We start from the raw sequence: 22,748 nt of genomic DNA, 5'->3' as shown, positions 1-22,748 counted from the left end.
TAATAAGGCTATGATTTATAAATCATAGCCTTATTACATGTACGATTATTATGCTAAATATTGTTATTGCAGTTTTTTAATATAAAGTTTTTGAACTCCATGACAGCAGGAGATAGATAGCTATCTTTTAATGTAGCTAAATAAAAATTTCTTTCCCATTGAGGATATTCTATATCAAGGGATTTCACATTCATAGAATCTAGTATTTCCATGTATGGTACTATAGCTATACCAAAGTTTTGAGATACTAATCCTGCAACTACTTGATCCTCGTCAACTTCATAATTAATAATAGGTTTTTTATTTATCTTTTTAAATAACTCATCGACTATGGGCCTTAGACCACTTTTTTCTGTAAAGTATACTTGAGGATATTCTGTTATTTCCCTTAAATCAATAGAATTTCTATTTGATAATGGATGATCAAGTGGAACTATTAAAACTAACTTTTGGCTAGCCACTGGAATAAACTCAATATTTTTTTCATGTTCAATTTTAGAACAAAATGCTAAGTCGTATTTTTTAGATTTTAAATCTTCTAAAATTTGTAATGTGTTAGCACCAGAATAGAATTGGAAATTTATTTCCTTATTAGGATTTTGTTGCAAGAAACTTTTGCTTATGTTGGGAATGAAGTATGTACCTAAAGTTCTTAAAAAACCTAAATCTATTTTTCCTTCTCCCCTTCCTGTTGATTTTAGTTCTTTTACACTAGAATCTAGTATATTTAAAGATTTTTCTACACTATTTAAAAAAGATTTTCCATACTTGGTTAAAACTATATTCCTACCTTGTTTTTCAAATAGACGAACACCAAGTTCTTCTTCTAATTGAGATATGGCATGGCTTAAGCTAGGTTGGGTTATAGATAATATTTCCGATGCTTTAGTATAGTGTTCTAAATGGGCTAATGTAACAAAGTAACGTAAATGATATAAATTCAATTTTAACTCCCCCATTTTTATAATAATTTAATAAGTTAATCGTTTATAAAATTACTATACTAAAAACTATATATAAAATCAATGAATTGATAGAATATTATCAATTGGTTATTAAAAAAGTCATATGTTACAATTTATTTGTAAACATCTAGATGGGAAAAAGAAAACGGTTTTCAAAAAAATAAAAATTTTTAAAGTTATAAGATAAAGAATTAACAATCATTGGTTGTCTTGTCTAATAATAAGGGGAGGAAATATATATGTCAAAACAACACCCAATTACAGTGAGTTCTTATACATTAGGAACAGAAGTTACTTTTGAAGAGCGTGTTAGAGCAGCTAAAGAAGCTGGATATGAAGGACTTGGTCTAAGAGCAGAAAACTATGTGGCTGCTTTACAAGAAGGTCTTCATGATAAAGATATCTTAGAAATACTAAAAAAATACGATATTAAGGTAACAGAAGTAGAATATATAACTTTATGGGCTGATGATGAAAGATCTTTAGAACAACAAATGAAAGAACAAATGTGTTTCCACATGTGTGAATTATTTGATGTAAAACAAATAAACTGTGGGTTAATGGAAAACTATTCTGTAGAACATACTGCGGGGAAACTTAAAGAATTATGCCATAGAGCAGGGGATATAATCATAGGGGTTGAACCAATGCCATATAGTGGAATTCCTGATTTAGAAAAAGCTTGGAAGGTTGTAGAAGCATCAGGATGTGATAATGCTAAGATAATTTTAGATACATGGCACTGGGTTCGTGCAAATCAACCTTATGAAGGTGTAATTGACATGATACCAGCAGAAAAAGTTGTATCTGTTCAAATAAATGATGTTCAAGCTAGACCATATGCAGCTCAAGTATTAAGAGATGAATCTATGCATGATAGGGTAGCTCCAGGGTTAGGATTTGGAGATACAGTAGGTTTCTGTAAAATGTTAAGCAAAAAAGGTATAAAACCTAATGCAGTTGGTGTAGAAGTTATTTGCGATGAGTATGTTGAAAAAGGTGTTGATTTTGCTGCTAAATATACTTATGAAAATGCTATAAAAGTATTAAAAGAAGCATGGCCAGAAGTGCTAAATGACTAATTAAATTTATTAAAATAAAATAATTCAATTGTATGCCGAATATAAAGGCATACAATTGAAAACAAAGTTATAAATTTATAATTTTAGGATATGGGTATTTATATAAATCGGAATTATTTACTAAAAATAGAGTGATAAAGTTTAATGGGAATATATTAGTTTGAAAAAAGATAAAACTTAAAAGTAGTTTTATTTGAAATATAAAAGTTTTATAAATTAAAAAAGTAATAAAATTAAAAAATATATGAAAAGGATGGAAAATATATGAAATACAATTCAATGTTTCAACCTATACAAATAGGACCGATAACTGTGCCGAACCGTTTTGTTGTGCCACCAATGGGGAATAACTTTGCAAATACAGATGGTACACTTAGTGAAAAATCTAAAAACTACTATGAAGCAAGAGCAAAGGGTGGATTTGGATTAATAACAATAGAGTCTAGTGTTGTTTACAACAAATCAAAAGGTGGACCTCGTAAGCCTTGTTTATTTAGTGATGATTCAATAGCAAGCTTCAAAGCTGTAGCAGATGCATGTCATGCTGCTGGTGCAAAAGTATCTGTTCAATTACAACATGCAGGACCAGAAGTTAATGCAGCTATAGCTGGACATCCTCCAATAGCAGCATCAGCTATACCAACAAGGGAAGGACATATAACTCCAGAAGCTGTATCTACTGAAGAGTTATATAAAATAATAGAGGCTTATGGAGATGCTGCACTTCGTGCTAAAAAAGCAGGACTTGATGCAGTAGAACTTCACTGTGCTCACGGATATTTAGTAAGTTCATTTATTTCACCAAGAACAAATAAACGTGTTGATGAGTTTGGTGGGTGTTTTGAAAATAGAATGAGACTTCCTAGACTTATATTAGAAAACATACGTAAAAAGACTGAAGGAACAATAGCTATACTATGTAGAATAAATGCTTCTGATGATAAGTTAGGAGGGCTTAGTGTAGAAGACAGTACTGCAATAGCAGTTTATTTAGCTGAAGAATGTAAGATAGATGCACTGCATGTATCTCGTGCAACTCATTTAAATGATGAGTATATGTGGGCTCCAACTACAGTACATGGTGGATTCAGTGCTGATTTAGTAGCTAAAATAAAACAATCTGTTGAAATACCTGTTATAACTGTAGGTCGTTATACAGAACCTCAATTTGCTGAAATAATGGTACGTCAAGGAAAAGCTGATTTAGTTGCATTTGGACGTCAAAGTATAGCGGATCCAGAAGTACCAAATAAAGCTAGAGAAGGCAAATTAGAATTAATGACACCTTGTATAGCATGTTTACAAGGTTGTGTACCAAATATGTTCCAAGGAAAGCCATTAACTTGCCTATGTAACCCACTAGTTGGACGTGAAGATGAATTTAAACCTGCTACAGAAACTAAAAACGTACTAGTTGTAGGTGGTGGTGTTGGAGGTATGCAAGCTGCTTGGGTAGCTGCTGCTAGAGGACATAAAGTTACATTAGTTGAAAAATCAGATACTTTAGGTGGACAAATGAGACTTGCCGCTTATCCACCAGGTAAAGGAGATTTAACTAATTTAGTACGTAATTTCATAGCTAAATGTGAATTACATGGTGTTGAAATTAAATTAAACACAGAGGTTACGTCTGAATTTGTGAAAGAATTATCACCAGATGTTGCTATAGTTGCAACTGGAGCTACTCCACTTGTATTACCTATACCAGGAATAAATGATACAGGAATAATACATGCTATTAATTTATTAGATGGTAAAGATTCATGTGGTAAGAAAGTACTAGTTGTAGGTGGTGGATTAGTTGGAGCGGAAACTGCTGCATTCCTAGGAGAACAGGAGCACGACGTTACTGTAATAGAAATGAGAGATGCAGTTGCAGCTGATGTAGCATCAGAACATAGAAAATTCTTAATGAAAGATTTTGACGAATATAAAATAAAAACAATAACTGGGGCAAAAGTATCGGAGTTTGTTGAAGGTGGAGTTAACTATACATTAGAAGATGGTAGTGAACATAAAGCTCATGGATTTGATTCTGTAGTCCTTGCAATGGGCTCTAGAAATTATGATCCGCTTAGTGAAACAGTTAAAGAAATAGTAAAAGATACATTTGTTATAGGGGATGCAGTTAGAGCACGTAGAGCATTAAATGCAACAGTTGAAGCTTTAGATGTTGCTTTAAATATATAATATTAATAAAAATACACCATTTCTGCTATAAATTTTATTATGGCAGAAATGGGAGTAATCAAATTTTAGGGGGAATTAAAAAATGGAGATATCAGGAAGAACAGGATTATTAGGATTAATAGGTTCACCAGTAGGGCATTCGGGGTCACCAGCTATGTATAACTACAGTTTTGAATTATTAGATATGGATTATAGATATTTAGCCTTTGATATAAAGTTAGATCAAGTATCTAAAGCAATAGATGCATTCAAAACTTTTAATATGAAAGGTGGAAATGTAACTATGCCATGTAAGAGCGCTGTGTGTGAATATATGGATGAATTATCTCCAGCAGCTCGTATAATAGGAGCGTGTAATACCATAGTAAATGAAAATGGAAAATTAATTGGACATATAACTGATGGTCAAGGTTATGTACGTAACTTAAAAGAAAATGGTGTAGATATAAAAGGTAAAAAGATAACTGTAATGGGTGCTGGTGGAGCAGCTACTGCAATACAAGTACAATGCGCTCTAGATGGGGCTAGAGAAATATCAATATTTAATAAAAAAGATGATTTTTATGGAAGAGCAGAAAAAACTATACAAGATATAAAAAGAGAAGTTCCTAAATGTATAGTTAATCTATATGATTTAGATGATACAGAGAAATTATATAAAGAAATATCTACAAGTGATATACTAACAAATGCTACTATTGTTGGAATGAAGCCTTATGAAAATGAAACTAATATAGTTGACACTAGCGTATTTAGAAAAGATTTAATAGTGTCTGATGTAGTTTATAATCCAGTAAAAACTAAAATGATATTAGATGCGGAAGCTAAAGGATGCAAAGTAATTGGTGGTAAGGGAATGTTATTATATCAAGGTGTAGAAGCCTTTAAACTATTTACAGGTGAAGAAATGCCAGTAGAAGAGGTTAAATCAAGATATTTTGCTGAGTAATCTAAAAAATTAACTATAAAATGACATCAAGACTTATGATGGCATAAAAATTTATGCCATCATAAGTTAAGAAATTAACAAAATAAAGAAAAAATTTATAGGAGGAATTATAAATGAGTAATACACAAACAATTAATTATAAAAAATATTATCCTACTGCAGCAGCACTATACTTTACATATTTTATACATGGTATAGGTGCTTCAATATTAGGACAATATAAGCAAGATTTCGCAGCTCTATGGGGAGCAGAAAAATTAGCAGATGGTACTTTTGATGTAAGTATGGTCTTAGCTGTTATAGCAGCACTTGGGCTAGGACGTTTAATTTCACTTCCATTTGCAGGTCCAATATCAGATAAGTTTGGAAGAAAAGTAAGTGGTCTAATAGGAATTATTTGTTATGTTGCATATTTAGGAGGAATAGTATTTTCACCTAATATGACAGTTGGTTATATATTTGCAATTATAGGTGGAGTAGCTAACTCATTCTTAGATACTTGCGTTTCACCATCATGTATGGAGATATTCCCTGAAAATGGATCTATAGCTAATATGTTTACTAAGTTTTCTATATCTGTAGCACAGTTCTTACTTCCATTTATGATAGGGTTTGTTGCAAGTTCAATGCTACCATTTAAAACTATATTCTTAGTGGCTGCAGCAGCAATAGCAATAGATGGTATATTAATAGCGTTCCTTCCTTTCCCTCCAAAAAATGGTGGAAATGCAGAAGTTAAATCTAATGAATCAGTTAAAAAAGAAAAAATGAAATTTACTCCTGTAAGTGTGGCTTTAATATCTATAGGATTTACTTGTTCTTCTACATTCATGTTATGGTTAAACTGTAATCAAGAGTTAGGAATATTATATGGAGTTTCAGATCCATCAAAAATTCAATCATTATATGCAGCAGGAACAGTTTGTGCAATCTTAATGTCAACAGTATTAATTAAAAAAGGTATTAAACCAGTTAAAATATTAGTACTATATCCAGCTATATCAGCAGCAATGTTACTTGCAATGTATTTTATAAAAACTCCAACAATAGTTCTTGTGGGAGGCTTTGTACTAGGTTATGCTGCAGCCGGAGGAGTTTTACAATTATGTGTATCTACTGCAAATGAAATGTTCCCAAAAGATAAAGGGAAAATAACATCTATAGTTATGATAGCTTCAAGTATAGCTAACTATACTATATTAAATATTGCAGGTGCATTAACTAAGATGGGTGGAGCAGAGCAAGGACCACTTTATGTTTTACTATTTAACTTTGTAGTTACTGTAATAGGTGTTTTACTTGCTTTATATGTTAATAAAGAATACTCTAAAAATATAGCATAATAAAAATATAATTAAAAAATTATTTTGAGATTAAAAAAATGCCAATAGTAAGATGAAATATTTATCTTGCTATTGGCATTTTTATATAAGAAGTAATAACAAATAAAAACTATAGATAAAATAAATAAATACGGATATTAAAATCTATTAGACTTACAGATTGTGGAAATGTATTATTATAGTGTAATTACTTGATTTAGGTGATATAATATCATAGTTTGTTAAAAAATTACTAAACTATTATATTATACACTAAGTACTAATATTACTTATGATAAATATAGGGGGGAATATGAATGAGAAATAAACAAAAACTTAGTGCTCCAAGAATGGATGCATATGAACTACCGTATATACCTCTTGGACTTTTTAAATTAAGGTTTCCAGGCATACATTATAAGGTGGAATTTGTTGAATTTTTTCAAGGAATACTTATTGGAGCAACAGCGTTAAGTGCTATACCATATCTAACAGAATATTTAGGTATACCTTATGAATTGGCATGGAGTTGTGTAATAATAGAGACATTTTTATATATACTTCATGCAACATTGGGAGATCCAGTAGTTCCAGGATGGATTACACCTACATTACCACTAACATTAGGTTATTTAACAATATTTGATAAAGGTCCAGAACGTATACAAGCAATGATAGCATTACAATTATTAGTTGCTATAATCTTTTTATTTATGGGAGTAACTAAATTAGCTAATAAATTTGTAAATGCAGTACCAACATCTATAAAGGGAGGAATACTTTTAGCAGCACCATTTACAGTTATTCAAAGTCAATTGGCGGAGGACGGACAATTTACCATGTATCCAATATCTGTTACTGCTGGATTTTGTTTATTAGCTCTAATAAGTTTTTCTGAAAGTTATAAAAATAAACGTGAAAAATCTAAGTTACTAGATTTAGTTGCTAAGTATGGAAATTTATTTCCTTATTTATTAGCCATGTTGGTAGGAGTCCTTGTAAAAGAATTAGCACCACCACAATTAGAGATTGGAACTATAATAAAAATACCTCAATTTAGAGATATATTTGAAACAGTTAGTATATTTGGTGTAGGACTACCTAGTATGGATATGTTTATACAGGCATTACCACTTGCATTAGTTAGCTATATAATTGCATTTGGTGATTTTGTGGCTACAGAATCTTTAGTTGACGAAGCTCGTATGTCAAGAACTGATGAAATTGTAGATTTTAATCCAAATAGATCTAATATAATAAGTGGAATAAGAAACCTTATACTAGCACTATTTGCACCATTTCCACCACTTAGTGGACCATTATGGGCAGGAATGACAGTATCAATAACTATGAGATATAGAGAAGGTAAAGATGCTATGAAGTCTTTGCTAGGGGGAATGAGTTCATTTAGACTAGGTTCATTTATAAGTGTTATATTAATTCCTGTAGTTGCATTTATGAAACCGATATTTCCGGTAGGGTCATCACTAACACTTTTATTTCAAGCTTTCGTATGCGCAAAGATAGGTATGGATTATTGTAAAACAGGAGTAGATAAAAGTATAGCAGGATTAATGGCAGCAGTACTAGCAACAAAGGGTTCTACATGGGGATTATTAATAGGTATATTACTTAATATTTTATTATCAAATTTTGACTTCCAAAAAGTAAATAAAGAGCAAGATGGAGGCTTACTAGAAAAAGTAGAATAAATATTAAAATATATAGTATAAAACATATGAGATGATATAAAATAAATTTTAATAAGAATTGATCAAGGATTAGAATCAAACAAAAACAACTCAATTATTATATATATTATTTTAGATAAAATTCTTTTAAACATTTAATAATTCTAAAAAATAAGAAATATTATTGATATTATATTGAAAAAAAATAAGGAATTGCTATAATTTAGTGTGATTACTATAAAGAGAAAATAAGGTGAATATAATGAAGAATATTGATAATGTTAAATTTCAAGATGAAAAAAACACTTTCAAAGATGTAAAAGAAGATAGTAAAGACATTAATATTAAAAATAGATTTTCTTATAATATTTTTTTAATAGGATTTATGGGAGTAGGAAAAACAACTGTATCATCTTTCTTAAGTTCTTTAATGAATATGAAAGAAATAGATATTGATAATCATATTGAAGCAGTAGAAAATATGACTGTTAGTGAAATCTTTAATAAATTTGGTGAAAAATATTTTAGAGATTGTGAAACAAGAACTTTAATTGAGCTTAAAGAAAAACAAAGTATGATAGTTTCTTGCGGTGGAGGAATTGTATTAAAAGAAGAAAATATAAATCTTATGAGAACTCAGGGTAAAATAATTTTACTTACAGCAAGTCCCGAAACTATATTTGAAAGAGTAAGATACAGTACAGATAGGCCTATACTAAATAATAATATGAATATAGAGTTTATATCGTCTCTTATGGAAAAAAGAAGAGAAAAATATTTAAGTGCGGCGGATTTAATAGTTGATACTAATGATAAAAGTGTAGAGAAAGTCTGTGAAGATATAATAAAAGAATTGAATAAACATAATAATAGCTTTTAAAAATATAAAAAGCCTTCTAAGAAATATTAATATAGAAGGCTTTTATTAATTTTTTACTAAAGTAACATTATTTAATCATCTTATTATTAGTATAAAAAAGTGATTTATTATAAAAATATAATAAAGTATATAGTTAAAAACTTGTTTAACTAAGTAAATTTATGATATTATAGTAAGAGTAAAATATTAATTTTTAGTAAAAATATACAATTGATCATATGAAATTATTGTATATTAATTTTAAAATCATGCGATGATATAAATTGGGATGAAATTCAATAATATCATCAACTATAATAATGATGACAAATTTTTTTGATGGAGGAACAGATATGGTAACAGCAGGTGATTTTAGAAAAGGTGTAACTTTTGAAAAAGATGGTCAACCTTGTTTAATAGTTGACTTTCAACACGTTAAGCCAGGAAAAGGTGCAGCTTTCGTAAGAACAAAATACAAAAACTTAAAAACAGGAGCAATAAGAGAAGAAGCTTTTAACCCAAGTGATAAATTCCCAAAAGCATTAATAGAAACTAAACAAATGCAATACTTATATGATGATGGTGAATTATATTACTTTATGGATGAAGAAACTTATGATCAAATACCTCTAAACTATGAGCAAGTTGAAGATGCTATAAAATTCTTAAAAGAAAATGAAGTAGCGACTATAAGATTCTATCAAGGACAACCATTCCAAGTGGAAGCTCCAAACTTTGCAGAGTTAGAAGTAACTGAAACTGAGCCAGGAATAAAAGGAGATACTGCAAGTAATGTAACTAAATCAGCTACAGTTGAAACTGGTGCAGTAGTTCAAGTACCTTTATTTATAAATGAAGGTGACAAAATAAAAATAGACACTAGAACTGGTGAATATTTATCAAGAGTTTAATATTTTAATGTATAAAAAGCTTATATATCTTAATAATAATGATATATGAGCTTTTAGTTTATAAATAAATATGAAAGAGGGGTATTCACTTATGAAATATCTAAGCGAAGAAGTAGCATACTTAAGAGGTTTAGCAGAAGGTTTAGAAATAGAAAGCGAAACTAAAGAAGGCAAAATGATATGTAAGATAATTGATGTATTAGAAAACATAGCTGATACTTTAGACGACATGCAAGAAGATTATGATGAACTAGTAGAGTATGTGGAAAGTGTAGATGAAGATTTATCTGATGTAGAAGACATATTATATGAAGAAGATGAAGATGACTTTGAAGATGAAGAAGATTATGATGACGAGGAAGACTATGATGATGAAGAGTTAAGCTACATAGAGATGGAATGCCCAAATTGTGGTGATTTAGTTGACATAGACGAAGAGTTATTATTTGATGATTCAGTAGACGTTATTTGTCCAAATTGTCAAGCGATAATATTATCTTCAGATGAAGATGAAGAAGGTTGCTGTGGTTGTGGATGTAATTGTGAAGAGCACGACGAAGAATAGAAGAAAGATTATTAAATATTTTGCCTATGAAGCTTTCTGCTCCATAGGTTTTTTGCATATTATGGTATTTTAATTTATATTAATCAAAATTATTAATAATAGCAGTAATTAAGTCAATTTTTCTATTATCCTTTTGCAATAGTTAAGGAAAAATAGTACACTATAAGGTGATAAAATAATTATAGGAGGCAAAATGAACATAAATAAAAAAGTGATTTATAATATAAGTAAATTTGAGGAAATTATTGATTATAGATTTGCAAATAAAAATTATATTTTAGAAGCTTTAACTCATAGTTCTTACTCTAATGAGAATAAAAATTATAAGTTTAATGAAAGATTAGAATTCTTAGGAGATTCTGTTTTAAGTATAGTAATAAGTGATTATTTATTTAAAACAGAAAAAAATCTTCCAGAAGGTGAGTTAACTAAGTTAAGAGCAAATATAGTATGTGAAGAATCTTTGAGTGAAGTAGCAACTAAGATTAAATTAGGACAACATTTATTGCTAGGTAAAGGAGAAGAAGCTACTGGTGGAAGAGAAAGAATATCAATATTAGCAGATGCACTAGAAGCTGTAATAGCTGCCATATATTTAGATGGAGGAATAGAAAATTCAAGAAAATTTATATTTAAAAATATGGAAGAAATAATACAGGACTCTATAAAAGGTAAAATTTTTAGAGACTATAAAACTTACCTTCAAGAAGTTTTACAAAGTAGAGGAGAACAACATATATGGTATAAATTAATAGAAGAAAAAGGTCCAGATCATAATAAAAGGTTTGTTATGGAAGTGGGAATTAATGATGAAGTTTTAGGTGTGGGGGAAGGTAAGAGTAAAAAAGATGCAGAGCAAGTGGCTGCTAAAGCTGCTCTTAAATCACAAAATTTATAGCATAAGAGGTTAAATAAAATGAAGAAAAGAATAATTCCTATATTTGTTCCTCATAGAGGATGTCCACACGATTGTATATTTTGTAACCAAAAGAAAATAACCGGTGTAAGTACAGATGTTACAAGTGAAGAAGCAAGAAATATCATAGAAGAGTATTTACCAACAATACCTAAAGATGCTAATGTTGAAATTGCATTTTTTGGAGGAAGTTTTACTGCTATAGATGAAAAAACTCAAAATGAGTTATTATCAGTAGCTAAAGAATACGTTGATAAAGGTTTAGTATCAGATATAAGGATGTCAACTAGACCAGACTGTATCAGTATAGATATCTTAAATAGATTAAAGGAATATAAGTCTAGTATTATAGAATTAGGTGTACAGTCTTTAGATGCTAAAGTGTTACATGACAGTGCAAGAGGCCATGACATAGAGAGTGTAATTAATAGTGCACATTTAATAAAAGATTCGGGTATAAAATTAGGACTTCAAATGATGGTTGGATTACCTTCAGATACAGAAGAAAAATGTATCGAAACTGCAAAGAAATTTATAGAATTAGATCCACATTGTGTAAGGATATATCCCACATTAGTGGTAAAGGATACAGGTCTTGAGACGTTATTAAATAGAGGGGAATATACACCTTTTACACTAAAAGAAAGTATTCAAATAGTTAAAAAGCTTTTAGTTTTATTTTATGTTAACAACATAAATGTTATAAGAGTTGGACTTCAAGCAACAGAAGATATACAGCTTGGAAAGGGAATAGTAGATGGACCTTATCATCCAGCTTTTAGGGAATTAGTTGAAGGGGAAATGATTAAAGACTACTTACATTATCTTGTTATACAAAATAAGACTGTAAGCCAAATAGAAATAAAAACAAATAATAAAAATATTTCTAAAGTGGTGGGAAATAAAAGAAGTAATAAGGTATTTTTCAAAGATAATTTTAATATTAATATGAAAACTACTCCAATAAATTTATCAGAAGATGAATTTATAATAGTATTAGATAATAATAAGGAAATAAATATTAAATCAGAAGACATGTATAAAGAACTATTTAATATTTATAGTCTATAGTTTTGAAGGAAGGGAGAAACGAGGTTGTATTTAAAGAGATTAGAGTTAAAAGGATTTAAATCTTTTCCAAACAAAACAGATATCATTTTTAAAGAAGGAATAACAGCTATAGTAGGTCCTAATGGTAGTGGTAAAAGTAATGTATCAGATGCTGTTAGATGGGTACTTGGTGAACAAAGTATAAAAAGTCTTAGGGGAGATAAATTAGAAGATGTAATATTTGCAGGTTCTGATAATCAAAAACCTATGAATTTTTGCGAGGTATCTCTTACTATTGATAACACTGATGGAAAATTAAATATAGACTATAGTGAAGTTACTATCAAAAGAAGAGCTTATAGAAATGGTGAAAGTCAATTTTATTTAAATAATAAAAGCTGTAGGTTAAAAGATATAAAAGAAATTTTACTTGATACAGGTATAGGAAAAGATGGATATTCTATCATAGAACAGGGTAAAGTTGATGAAATTTTAAGTAGCAACCCTATAAATAGAAGAAAAGTATTTGATGAAGCTTGTGGTATTTCTAAATATAGATATAAAAAGACTGAAGCTGAAAGAAACTTAAAAAATACTAAAGAAAATTTAGATAGAATAAATGATATATATGTGGAAATTGAGAATCAAATAAAACCACTATACAATCAACAGCTTAAAGCAAAAAAATATTTAGATTTAAGCGAACAATTAAAAAAAATAGAAGTAAATAATTATATAAGAGAAATACAAAAAATAGAAAAACAATTAGGCGAGATAAATAGTCATTTTAAAGGACTTCATGAAGAATTAGAAAATATAGAAAAAGAAAAATTATCTTGTGAAGAAGATTCAAATGAAGTGAATATTCAAATAGAAGAAATAGATAAAGCAATAGAAAAGTCCACTGAATATATTAACTCAATAAAGTCAGTAATAGATAAAAAAGATTATGAAATAAACTTATTAAATCAAAGAAAAGATACGAGTTCTAATAAAATTAAAAGAAATTTAGATGAGCTAGATAGAATTAATAAATCTTTAATTGAAAATAAAGAAAACTTAGAAAAGATATTAGATGAAAAACGTGAAAAGGAAAGTTCTATTGTAGAACTTAAAAATCAAGTTGGTCAATTTTTTGATAAAAATGAATTAAATAAGTTGAAAATAGAAAATTTAAATGAAAAAATAGAAAGCTTAAAGGATGACATAATAAAATTACTTAATGAAAAGCAAGATGTAAGTAATAAACTATCAACATTAAATGCTAATAAAGATAATATTGATCAGAGAAATGAAAGTATAAATGCTGAAATAGAAGAGATCAATATAAACTTAAAAGAAAAAGAAAGTCTTTTAGAAGAATTAAAAAATAAAATAAGCAAGAAAAAAGAGAGACTTACTGATTTAAAAGAAAAAACAAATAATTCTTATACTAAACTAAACTCTTTACAAGAGGAAAATAAAGCATTGGCATTAAAAATACAAAACAACAATTATGCTTTAAAGGAATACACTTCTAAATTAAATGTGTACATTGATATGGAAAATCATTATGAAGGATTTAATAGAGGAGTTAAAGAAGTATTAAAAAATAAGAGTTTAAAAGGTATATATGGTGCTTTAGGACAAGTTGTAACAGTTCCTGAAAAGTACGAAAAAGCTATAGAAGCGGCACTTGGAGCTTATATGCAAAATATTATCACGGCTGATGAGATGAGTGCGAAAGCTGCTATAAACTATCTAAAGCATAATAAAATAGGTAGGGTAACTTTCTTACCTATGAATATTATAAAATCTAAAAAGATAAACAATATTCAATCTAAAATTGAATTTATTGGTATAGCTAGTGATTTAATTTCTTATGATGATAAATATAGAGATATATTAGAAAATATATTAGGTAGAACTATAGTAATTGATAATATAGATGAAGGAATTAAGTTTGCTAGAGAAACTAACCATAAATATAAGATAGTAACATTAGATGGAGAAATATTGAATCCAGGAGGATCTCTTACAGGAGGATCTTTAAAATCTAGTGGAAATATTTTATCAAGAAAAAGACTTATAAATGAGTTTAATGAAAAAATAAAAAATACTAAAGAAGAAAATATAACTATACAAGAAAAAATACAATTAATAGAAAAGAATATTGTAACTTGTAAGTCAGATATAGAAAGTTATGAAGAAGAAGTAAAAGTTCTTGATAAAAAATTAATATTTAATAATTCTTCTTACTCAAGATATGAAGATGAAATAAGTGGTCTTTTATCTAATATTAAAAAATTAGAACATGAAAAGACTAATTTAGGTTCTAACTTAAGTTATACACTTCAAAAGAAAGAATTATTAGAAAAAGAAATTATAGAAATTGATAATAAGCATAAAGATAATAAAATTAGTATAGAAAAGTTAAGTGAAGAACTTAATAAAGAAAACGAAATTTATGAAAATGAAAAAAGCAAGTTTGATAATTTAAATATAGAACTTACAAAAAATAATGAAATACTAAAATCATTTAATGCTGATATTCAAAGAATAAATAATGATATAGTTCAAGTTAATGAAAAGAAAGATTTCTTAGATAAGGAAAATAAAAAAGAAGAAGAAGAAATTCAAAATATTGATGAACAAATTATTATAGAAGTTAGAGAAAAAGAAAACTTAAAAAATCAATTAAATGATAATAATAAAAGTTTAGAAAATAAGAAAATAGCTAGAGAAAATTTAAAACAAAAACTAGATGATAACAATTTAAGGCTTAAAAATATAAGTAAGCAATTTATGGAGTTAAAAGAAGCTATATTTAAAGTTGAGTCTAAAATAGAAAAGTTAGAGTCTAATAAAGAAAGTAATAATCTTAAATTATACGAAGATTATAACTTAACATATTTACAAGCTGTAGAACTTAAAGATGATGAAATAGAAATAAATAAAAAAATACTAGATGCTCTTAAAAAAGATATAAAATCTTTAGGTAATGTTAATATTGATTCTATAGAAGAGTATAAAGAAACAAAGGAAAGATATGATTTCTATAGTGAACAAAGAGAAGATTTACAAAAATCCATAGAAGCTATAGAAGAGATTATAAAAGACTTAGAAGAACATATGAAAATACAGTTTAAAGAAGAATTTTATAAAATTAATGAAAACTTTAAATATGTGTATAAAAGATTGTTCGGTGGAGGAGAAGGTAATCTAAGAATTTTAGATGAAGAAAACATACTAGAAAGTGATATAGAAATAACTGCAAAACCACCAGGTAAAAAAATGAAAAATCTTAATCTTCTTTCGGGTGGAGAAAAGGCATTAACAGCCATAAGTATATTATTCTCAATATTACTTGCTAAACCTACTCCATTCTGTATATTGGATGAGATAGAAGCGCCTCTTGATGATAGTAATATAGCTAGGTTTGGAGAGTTCTTAAAAGAATTAACATCAAGAACTCAGTTTATAGCAGTAACTCATAGAAGAGGTACTATGGAAGCAGCAGATTATATTTATGGAGTTACAATGGAACAAAGAGCCATATCAAAAGTAATTAGTTTAAGCTTAAATGAAGCAGAAGAAATAACTGATATTATTTAATTAACAATGTACTTAGGAGGAAAAAGGGTGTTTAAAAAGTTTTTCAAAAAGAACAAAAAAGAAGAATTAAAAAAGGATGTAGAAGAAGTTATAACTAATGAAGTTGAAAAAGAAGAAAGTAATGAGGACTTAGTTAGCTCACAAGAAGAAATATGTGTTGATAACTGTTTGCTAGAGGAAAAAAAAGAAATAGCTGAAGAAGTTATAGAAGAGTCATTAGAAAATGACCAATCAGTAAATAATGTGGAAGATGTCATATATACTGAAGAACCTAAAGAAGAAGTAAAAGAGTCAAAAGTTAGTTTATTTGATAGATTAAAAAAAGGTCTATCAAAAGCTAAACAAGGGATAACAGATAGAGTAGATCAAGTTTTAAAATCATATACAAAAGTAGATGATGAGCTATTAGAAGAAATAGAAGAAATACTAATTACTGCTGATGTTGGTGTAGATACTACCATGAGTATAATGGATAAACTAACTGAGGCTATAAGAAATAAAAAAATAATAGATCCACAAGATGTTAAAGGTGAATTAAAGTTAATAATAGAAGAAATATTAACTAATGATAACTCTGCTCTAGATGTTAGTCATAAACCAACAATAATACTTATGGTAGGTGTAAATGGTGTTGGAAAAACGACTACTATAGGTAAATTAGCTAGTAGATATAAAAAAGAAGGTAAAAAAGTTTTAATAGCAGCGGGGGATACATTTAGAGCTGCAGCTATAGATCAGCTTGAAGTTTGGGCTAATAGAAGTGGTGTAGATATAATAAAACACCAAGAAGGTGCAGATCCAGGGGCTGTTATATTTGATTCTATAAAAGCTGCAAAAGCAAGAGATATAGATTTATTAATATGTGATACAGCAGGAAGGCTTCATAATAAAGCAAATTTAATGAATGAACTTTCTAAAGTATTTAAAATAGTAGATAGAGAATATCCAGAAGCTAAAAAAGAAGTACTATTAGTTGTGGATGCTACTACTGGACAAAATGCAGTATCTCAAGCTAAAAGCTTTAAACAAGTTTGTGATATTACAGGACTGGTATTAACTAAGTTAGATGGAACTGCCAAAGGTGGAGTTATTCTAGCAGTTAAATCAGAAGTAGATGTACCTGTTAAGCTAATAGGTGTTGGAGAGAAAATAGAAGATTTACAAGACTTTGATGCAAAGGCATTTTCGGAAGCATTATTTGGGTAAAATTTTAGACTAAATATATATTGACAATAATCTAGTTTTAATATAAAATACAATGTGTAAAGTAAATAACCTTTACAGTATACACTGGGAAGTGAAAATATGAATATAGATAAGATGGTGGAAATTGGGTTGCTATTTGAACAGTATAAAGAATTGCTGACTGATAAGCAAAGAGAAATGGTAGCTCTATACTATGAAGAAGATTACTCTTTAGGAGAAATCAGTGAGAATTTTAATGTATCTAGACAAGGAGTTTATGATACGCTTAAACGTTCAGAGAAAATACTAAGGGAATATGAAGATAAGCTTCACTTAGTAAAAAAAGCAACACAACAAGAAAAAATCCTTAAATCTGTAGAGGATAAAATTGTTGACATTAAACGAGATTTATTGCAAAATAGAGATTGTGCTAATTTAATCCCTAAGTTAGAAACTATAGAACAAATATGTAGGGAGTTGTTGAAATGATATTTGAAGGTTTATCAGATAAATTACAAGGTGCACTTAGTAAGTTAAAATCAAAAGGAAAACTTACAGAAAAAGATGTAAAAGATGCAATGAGAGAAGTTAAACTTGCTTTATTAGAGGCAGATGTTAACTTTAAAGTTGTTAAGGATTTTATAAAAAAGGTTCAAGAAAGATGTGTTGGACAAGAAGTTATGGCAAGTTTAACTCCAGCACAACATGTTATAAAAATAGTTAATGAGGAACTTACATCTCTAATGGGAGATGTTCAAAGTAAAGTTACTATATCTTCGAAACCACCTACAATTATAATGATGGTTGGTCTTCAAGGTGCTGGTAAAACAACTACTTCAGGTAAAATAGGTAACTATTTTAAAAAACAAGGTAAGAGGCCTTTATTAGTAGCTTGTGATATTTATAGACCGGCAGCTATTAAACAATTACAAGTTGTTGGAGACAAGTTAGATATTCCAGTATTCAATATGGGTGATAAAGAAAGCCCTGTTAATATAGCAAAAGCAGGATTAAGTCATGCATTAAAAAATAATAATGACTTAGTTATAATAGATACAGCAGGTAGACTTCATATAGATGAAGATTTAATGAATGAGTTAAAATCAATTAAGTCTGAAATTAAGCCACATGAAATTTTGTTAGTGGTTGACTCTATGACAGGTCAAGATGCAGTTAATGTGTCTCAAAGTTTTGATGAAGCATTAGGACTAGATGGAGTAGTACTTACAAAACTTGATGGTGATACGAGAGGTGGGGCAGCACTTTCAATAAGAGCTGTAACACAAAAACCAATTAAATTTATAGGTATGGGAGAAAAGCTAGATGACTTAGAACCATTCTATCCAGATAGAATGGCATCAAGAATTCTTGGAATGGGAGATGTACTAAGTTTAATAGAAAAAGCTCAAGAATCTATAGATTTAGAAAAAGCTAAAGAACTAGAAAATAAAATCAAGAAGCAAGATTTTGATTTTGAAGATTTCTTATCTCAAATGGAGCAAATTGAAAATATGGGTCCATTAGATAAAATTCTAGGTATGATTCCAGGTATGGGCAACTTAAAAAGTCAGCTTGGTGATGTAGACCTTAATGGAAAAGAAATTAAAAGAACTAAAGCCATAATACAATCTATGACTTTGGAGGAAAGAAGAAATCCACAAATACTAAATGCATCTAGAAAAAGAAGGATAGCAAAAGGTAGTGGAACAAGCGTACAAGACATAAACAGATTAGTTAAACAACTTAATGAAATGAAAAAAATGATGAAGATGTTTATGGGTAATCAAAAAGGTATGAAGAAAAGAGGCGCACTAGGCGGTCTTCCTTTCTTTAAATAAATAATACACAAAATAGACAAAAAAATTTCGGAGGTGACTGTAATGGCAGTTAAAATAAGATTAAAAAGAATGGGTGCTAATAAAAAACCTTTCTACAGAATAGTAGTAGCAGACTCTAGAGCACCAAGAGATGGAAAATTCATAGAAGAAATAGGATACTACAATCCAGTTTCAGCTAACAAAGAAGTAAAAATAAACGATGAAAAAGCTTTAAAATGGTTATCAGTAGGAGCTCAACCAACTGATACAGTTAAAAAATTATTCACTAACAACGGAATAACTGAAAAATTTGAAGCTCAAAAATAATCTAAATAATATTTAATTTAAATATTATTTAAATTTATCTCCAGGTTAGGAGAATTTTTAGGAGATGAAAATATGAAAGAGCTAGTTATGCATATTGTCAAAGCTCTAGTAGATAATCCTGACGAAGTGACAGTTGAAGAAACTGTAGTTAAAGATGAAGTTATCTTAAAGCTTAAAGTTTCTCAAGATGATGTGGGCAAGGTTATCGGAAAGCAGGGAAGAATAGCTAAAGCTATAAGATCTGTGTTAAAATCTGCTGGAAATAAAGAAAATATCAAGGTTTCTCTTGAAATATTATAGAAGGGTTAGGTATATGCCTAATCCTTTTTGTTTATAATAACAAAAATATTAATAATATATAATAGAAAATTACATTAATTTATAAATAACAACATTAAATATTTAACAAATATAAAACAATATTTTAAGACTAAAAACAAGATAAATATTTAATTCTAAAAATATATTTAATGAAATTTTAAGAAGAAATCAAAGAAGGTGAGACTATGCAAGATAAATTAACTCATTTTAGAATAGGTCAAATAGTAAATACTCAAGGTCTAAGAGGTGAAGTGAGAGTATATCCTTATGTAGACGATATACATAGATTTGACCAGTTAGAAAGCTTTTATCTAGATAAAAACTTCAATAAAGAATTTGAAGTGGAAAGAGTAAGATATAAGGGCAAAATGGTTATAATGAAAATAAAAGATATAGATACTATAGAGCTTGCAGAAAAGATAAAATCTAAAAATATTTATATATCTAGAGAAGATAGTGTAGACCTTGATGAAGATGAATTTTTCATAGCAGACTTAATAGGAATAGATGTATTTACAGTAGACGGTAAAAAGGTTGGAGTATTAAAAGATGTATTACAATACTCTGCAAATGATGTTTATGTTGTAAAAGGTGATAATGATAAAGAGTATCTTATACCATCATTAATTAAATTTGTTCCTGAAATAAATATTAAAGAAAATAAAATGATAATAGATCCTATAAAAGGAATGTTAGATTAGGTGATAAGATGAGATTTCACATTATGACTCTTTTTCCTGAGATTTTTAACTCTTATATGAGTGAAAGTATCATGAAAAGAGCAATTGAAAAAGAATTAATAGAAGTACATGTATATAATATTAGGGATTTTTCAGCAAATAAGCATAAAAAAGTAGATGACTATCCTTTCGGTGGGGGAGCAGGTATGCTTATGACTCCTCAGCCTATCTATGACACATATAAATATATTGTTGAAACTCATAATATAGAAAGTCCAAGGGTGGTATATTTAACACCAAAGGGACAAGTATATAAGCAAGAGATAGCAAGTGACTTATCTTTGAGTGAAGATATAATATTATTATGTGGTCATTATGAGGGTATAGATCAAAGAGTAATTGACTTAATAGTAACGGATGAGGTATCTATAGGAGATTATGTTTTAACAGGAGGGGAACTTCCTGCTCTGATTATGATTGATTCCATATCTAGATTAATACCTGGAGTATTAAGTCAAAATGAATCATTTGAAGAAGAAAGTTTCAAAGATAACTTATTAGAATATCCACATTATACTAGACCAAGAGAGTTTATGGGTATTTCTGTACCAGATGTTTTACTATCTGGAAATCATCAAAAAATAGAAAAATGGCGTCTTGAAGAATCTATAAAAATTACTAAAGAAAGAAGACCTGATTTGTATAAAAAGTCTTGTAAGAAGTAAATAATTATAGTATAATTAAGACTGTTGAAAAATACGGGCGTTCCTCTGCTTACATTGGTCAGTAATTAAGAGCGTCTATGATACTTAGGAGGAAGAAATGAACGAATTAATAAAATCATTAGAACAAGAACAATTAAAAAACGAAGTTCCTAATTTTGGACCTGGGGACACTGTAAGAGTACACGTTAAAATAGTTGAAGGAAAAAGAGAAAGAGTTCAAGTATTTGAAGGTGTAGTAATGAAGAGACAAGGTGGAGGAGCTAGAGAAACTTTCACTGTTAGAAAAATATCTTTCAATGTTGGTGTAGAAAGAACTTTCCCAGTTCACTCTCCAAAAATAGAAAAAATAGAAGTTACTAGAAAAGGTAAAGTAAGAAGAGCTAAAATCAATTACTTAAGAACTAGAACTGGTAAAGCTGCTAAAATAAAAGAAGCTAGAAATAAATAATAACTTTTAAAAGTTAATTTTTAAGGAAATCTCTAATGGGATTTCCTTTTTTTCAATCTTTATAAAGTAAAATAGCATGTCAGTATAGATATAATAAAAAATGTAATCCTATATACTAGGATAGAATAAATTAGTACTTATAATAAAGTAAGGAAGTGATAATATGGCAAGAGATTATAGAAGAAGTGATTATGATGATTATTTAAAAGATGACAACTTACATATCAACTGGTATCCAGGACATATGAAAAAAACAAAGGAGCTAGTACAAAATAACTTAAAACTTGTAGATGTTGTAATTGAGTTATTAGATGCTAGAATACCTTACTCAAGTAAAAACCCTCAAATAAACACAATAGTTGGAGATAAGCCAAGAGTTGTTGTATTAAATAAAAGTGATTTAGCGAATCCATCTAACTTAAAGAAATGGGTTAACTACTATGCTAAACAAGGAATAAAAGCAATACCTGTGGCTACTACAAAAGGTAGTGGTGTTAATAAAATAATAGAAGAATGTAAGAATGTTACTAAGGATATGATGGACAGCCTTAAAGCTAAGGGAAGAATGGAAAGAGCGATAAGAGTTATGATAGTTGGCGTTCCAAATGTAGGTAAATCAACGCTTATAAACAAACTTACAGGAAGAAAAAGTGCTCAAACTGGAGATAAACCAGGTGTTACTAAGAGTAAGCAATGGGTTAGACTTAAAGGTAACTTAGAGTTACTAGATACACCAGGTATACTTTGGCCTAAATTTGAAGATCAAGAAGTAGCTTTAAACTTAGCATTTAGTAGGGCTATAAAAGATGAGATATTAGTTATTGATACTTTAGGTCTAAAACTTATAGAAAAACTTATGGAAATTGAACCAGAGAAATTAAAAGCTAGGTATAAATTACAGGAACTAGGAGAAACTCCTTTAGAAACTATGGAAATGATAGGAAGAAAAAGAGGATTTATTTTAGGAAGACAAGAACTGGATTATACTAGAATTGCTCTAACTGTATTAAACGAGTTTAGAGAGGGTAAAATAGGGCAAATATCTTTAGAAGAACCTTCTGATTATGAGGAAAAATAAAGAAAGCAATCTGCTTTCTTTTTTTGTTATTAAATAACAATTAGAAATAAAAATCATAAATATATATATAGAT

At 28.7% G+C, this 22,748-nt stretch carries 21 protein-coding genes; 20 read left to right on the top strand and 1 reads right to left on the bottom strand.

Going from position 1 to position 22,748, the window contains the following annotated elements; translation table 11 throughout:
• Positions 1-53: 53 nt before the first annotated feature.
• Complete coding sequence (locus J7G74_RS09885) at positions 54-944, bottom strand: LysR family transcriptional regulator (RefSeq protein WP_297134751.1); 891 nt, start codon at positions 942-944, stop codon at positions 54-56.
• A gap of 260 nt (positions 945-1,204) precedes the next feature.
• Here J7G74_RS09885 and J7G74_RS09880 point away from each other — a divergent pair, with 260 nt between their 5' ends.
• The 20 genes from J7G74_RS09880 to ylqF all read left to right on the top strand — a co-directional run bounded on the left by J7G74_RS09880 (position 1,205) and on the right by ylqF (position 22,675).
• A complete protein-coding gene (locus J7G74_RS09880) occupies positions 1,205-2,047 on the top strand; it encodes a sugar phosphate isomerase/epimerase family protein (RefSeq protein WP_297134748.1) in 843 nt (280 codons plus the stop codon).
• Positions 2,048-2,311: 264 nt separating this feature from the next.
• Positions 2,312-4,237: an oxidoreductase gene (locus J7G74_RS09875; RefSeq protein ID WP_297134746.1), complete on the top strand. Its 1,926-nt coding sequence runs from the start codon at positions 2,312-2,314 to the stop codon at positions 4,235-4,237.
• A gap of 82 nt (positions 4,238-4,319) precedes the next feature.
• Positions 4,320-5,186 carry a shikimate dehydrogenase gene (gene aroE / locus J7G74_RS09870; RefSeq protein WP_297134743.1) on the top strand — a complete coding sequence of 289 codons (867 nt, stop codon included), beginning with the start codon at positions 4,320-4,322 and terminating at the stop codon, positions 5,184-5,186.
• A 113-nt stretch (positions 5,187-5,299) separates the two neighbouring features.
• Complete coding sequence (locus tag J7G74_RS09865) at positions 5,300-6,529, top strand: MFS transporter (protein ID WP_330616508.1); 1,230 nt, start codon at positions 5,300-5,302, stop codon at positions 6,527-6,529.
• 296 nt (positions 6,530-6,825) lie between these two features.
• Positions 6,826-8,220, top strand: a complete 1,395-nt coding sequence (locus J7G74_RS09860; protein ID WP_297134742.1) for a hypothetical protein — start codon at positions 6,826-6,828, stop codon at positions 8,218-8,220.
• Positions 8,221-8,461: 241 nt separating this feature from the next.
• A complete protein-coding gene (locus tag J7G74_RS09855; RefSeq protein WP_297134738.1) occupies positions 8,462-9,079 on the top strand; it encodes a shikimate kinase in 618 nt (205 codons plus the stop codon).
• Positions 9,080-9,411: 332 nt separating this feature from the next.
• A complete protein-coding gene (gene efp, locus J7G74_RS09850; protein ID WP_297134753.1) occupies positions 9,412-9,969 on the top strand; it encodes an elongation factor P in 558 nt (185 codons plus the stop codon).
• A gap of 91 nt (positions 9,970-10,060) precedes the next feature.
• Positions 10,061-10,534: a CD1247 N-terminal domain-containing protein gene (locus J7G74_RS09845; protein ID WP_297134737.1), complete on the top strand. Its 474-nt coding sequence runs from the start codon at positions 10,061-10,063 to the stop codon at positions 10,532-10,534.
• Between the two features lie 193 nt (positions 10,535-10,727).
• Entirely contained in the window at positions 10,728-11,432 is a 705-nt protein-coding gene (gene rnc, locus J7G74_RS09840) for a ribonuclease III (RefSeq protein ID WP_297134734.1), read from the top strand.
• A gap of 18 nt (positions 11,433-11,450) precedes the next feature.
• Positions 11,451-12,521, top strand: coding sequence for an elongator complex protein 3 (locus tag J7G74_RS09835; protein WP_297134733.1), 1,071 nt, complete (start codon positions 11,451-11,453; stop codon positions 12,519-12,521).
• A gap of 24 nt (positions 12,522-12,545) precedes the next feature.
• The gene (gene smc / locus J7G74_RS09830; RefSeq protein WP_297134731.1) at positions 12,546-16,094 is read left to right on the top strand and encodes a chromosome segregation protein SMC; all 3,549 of its coding nucleotides are present in this window, start codon (positions 12,546-12,548) and stop codon (positions 16,092-16,094) included.
• Between the two features lie 27 nt (positions 16,095-16,121).
• Positions 16,122-17,300: a signal recognition particle-docking protein FtsY gene (ftsY, locus tag J7G74_RS09825; RefSeq protein ID WP_330616505.1), complete on the top strand. Its 1,179-nt coding sequence runs from the start codon at positions 16,122-16,124 to the stop codon at positions 17,298-17,300.
• Positions 17,301-17,399: 99 nt separating this feature from the next.
• On the top strand, positions 17,400-17,768 hold the full coding sequence (gene ylxM, locus J7G74_RS09820) for a YlxM family DNA-binding protein (RefSeq protein WP_297134725.1): 369 nt from the start codon (positions 17,400-17,402) through the stop codon (positions 17,766-17,768).
• A complete protein-coding gene (ffh, locus tag J7G74_RS09815) occupies positions 17,765-19,117 on the top strand; it encodes a signal recognition particle protein (RefSeq protein ID WP_297134723.1) in 1,353 nt (450 codons plus the stop codon). Before ylxM ends, ffh begins: the two co-directional genes overlap by 4 nt.
• Before the next feature lie 42 nt (positions 19,118-19,159).
• A complete protein-coding gene (gene rpsP / locus J7G74_RS09810) occupies positions 19,160-19,423 on the top strand; it encodes a 30S ribosomal protein S16 (RefSeq protein ID WP_297134721.1) in 264 nt (87 codons plus the stop codon).
• A 72-nt stretch (positions 19,424-19,495) separates the two neighbouring features.
• Entirely contained in the window at positions 19,496-19,723 is a 228-nt protein-coding gene (locus tag J7G74_RS09805) for a KH domain-containing protein (protein ID WP_297134718.1), read from the top strand.
• 206 nt (positions 19,724-19,929) lie between these two features.
• On the top strand, positions 19,930-20,445 hold the full coding sequence (rimM, locus tag J7G74_RS09800) for a ribosome maturation factor RimM (protein WP_297134716.1): 516 nt from the start codon (positions 19,930-19,932) through the stop codon (positions 20,443-20,445).
• A gap of 8 nt (positions 20,446-20,453) precedes the next feature.
• Positions 20,454-21,149: a tRNA (guanosine(37)-N1)-methyltransferase TrmD gene (gene trmD / locus J7G74_RS09795; RefSeq protein ID WP_297134715.1), complete on the top strand. Its 696-nt coding sequence runs from the start codon at positions 20,454-20,456 to the stop codon at positions 21,147-21,149.
• A 97-nt stretch (positions 21,150-21,246) separates the two neighbouring features.
• Positions 21,247-21,597, top strand: a complete 351-nt coding sequence (rplS, locus tag J7G74_RS09790) for a 50S ribosomal protein L19 (protein WP_297134711.1) — start codon at positions 21,247-21,249, stop codon at positions 21,595-21,597.
• 163 nt (positions 21,598-21,760) lie between these two features.
• Positions 21,761-22,675: a ribosome biogenesis GTPase YlqF gene (gene ylqF / locus J7G74_RS09785; RefSeq protein ID WP_297134708.1), complete on the top strand. Its 915-nt coding sequence runs from the start codon at positions 21,761-21,763 to the stop codon at positions 22,673-22,675.
• The last annotated feature ends 73 nt before the right edge of the window (positions 22,676-22,748 follow it).

It is taken from the genome of Terrisporobacter sp. (genome assembly GCF_017888745.1).
Lineage (GTDB): Bacteria > Bacillota > Clostridia > Peptostreptococcales > Peptostreptococcaceae > Terrisporobacter.
This window is presented reverse-complemented; position numbering and strand designations above follow the sequence as displayed.

Excerpts from the sequence above, each read along its gene's own strand:
- rplS (WP_297134711.1), top strand. The coding sequence starts at position 21,247 with ATGAACGAATTAATAAAATCATTAGAACAAGAACAATTAAAAAACGAA.
- J7G74_RS09860 (WP_297134742.1), top strand. The coding sequence starts at position 6,826 with ATGAGAAATAAACAAAAACTTAGTGCTCCAAGAATGGATGCATATGAA.
- J7G74_RS09875 (WP_297134746.1), top strand. The coding sequence starts at position 2,312 with ATGAAATACAATTCAATGTTTCAACCTATACAAATAGGACCGATAACT.
- J7G74_RS09855 (WP_297134738.1), top strand. The coding sequence starts at position 8,462 with ATGAAGAATATTGATAATGTTAAATTTCAAGATGAAAAAAACACTTTC.
- rimM (WP_297134716.1), top strand. The coding sequence starts at position 19,930 with ATGCAAGATAAATTAACTCATTTTAGAATAGGTCAAATAGTAAATACT.
- J7G74_RS09880 (WP_297134748.1), top strand. The coding sequence starts at position 1,205 with ATGTCAAAACAACACCCAATTACAGTGAGTTCTTATACATTAGGAACA.
- ylqF (WP_297134708.1), top strand. The coding sequence starts at position 21,761 with ATGGCAAGAGATTATAGAAGAAGTGATTATGATGATTATTTAAAAGAT.
- J7G74_RS09865 (WP_330616508.1), top strand. The coding sequence starts at position 5,300 with ATGAGTAATACACAAACAATTAATTATAAAAAATATTATCCTACTGCA.
- aroE (WP_297134743.1), top strand. The coding sequence starts at position 4,320 with ATGGAGATATCAGGAAGAACAGGATTATTAGGATTAATAGGTTCACCA.
- J7G74_RS09835 (WP_297134733.1), top strand. The coding sequence starts at position 11,451 with ATGAAGAAAAGAATAATTCCTATATTTGTTCCTCATAGAGGATGTCCA.
- J7G74_RS09805 (WP_297134718.1), top strand. The coding sequence starts at position 19,496 with ATGAAAGAGCTAGTTATGCATATTGTCAAAGCTCTAGTAGATAATCCT.
- rpsP (WP_297134721.1), top strand. The coding sequence starts at position 19,160 with ATGGCAGTTAAAATAAGATTAAAAAGAATGGGTGCTAATAAAAAACCT.
- rnc (WP_297134734.1), top strand. The coding sequence starts at position 10,728 with ATGAACATAAATAAAAAAGTGATTTATAATATAAGTAAATTTGAGGAA.
- J7G74_RS09845 (WP_297134737.1), top strand. The coding sequence starts at position 10,061 with ATGAAATATCTAAGCGAAGAAGTAGCATACTTAAGAGGTTTAGCAGAA.
- trmD (WP_297134715.1), top strand. The coding sequence starts at position 20,454 with ATGAGATTTCACATTATGACTCTTTTTCCTGAGATTTTTAACTCTTAT.
- ylxM (WP_297134725.1), top strand. The coding sequence starts at position 17,400 with ATGAATATAGATAAGATGGTGGAAATTGGGTTGCTATTTGAACAGTAT.
- ffh (WP_297134723.1), top strand. The coding sequence starts at position 17,765 with ATGATATTTGAAGGTTTATCAGATAAATTACAAGGTGCACTTAGTAAG.
- efp (WP_297134753.1), top strand. The coding sequence starts at position 9,412 with ATGGTAACAGCAGGTGATTTTAGAAAAGGTGTAACTTTTGAAAAAGAT.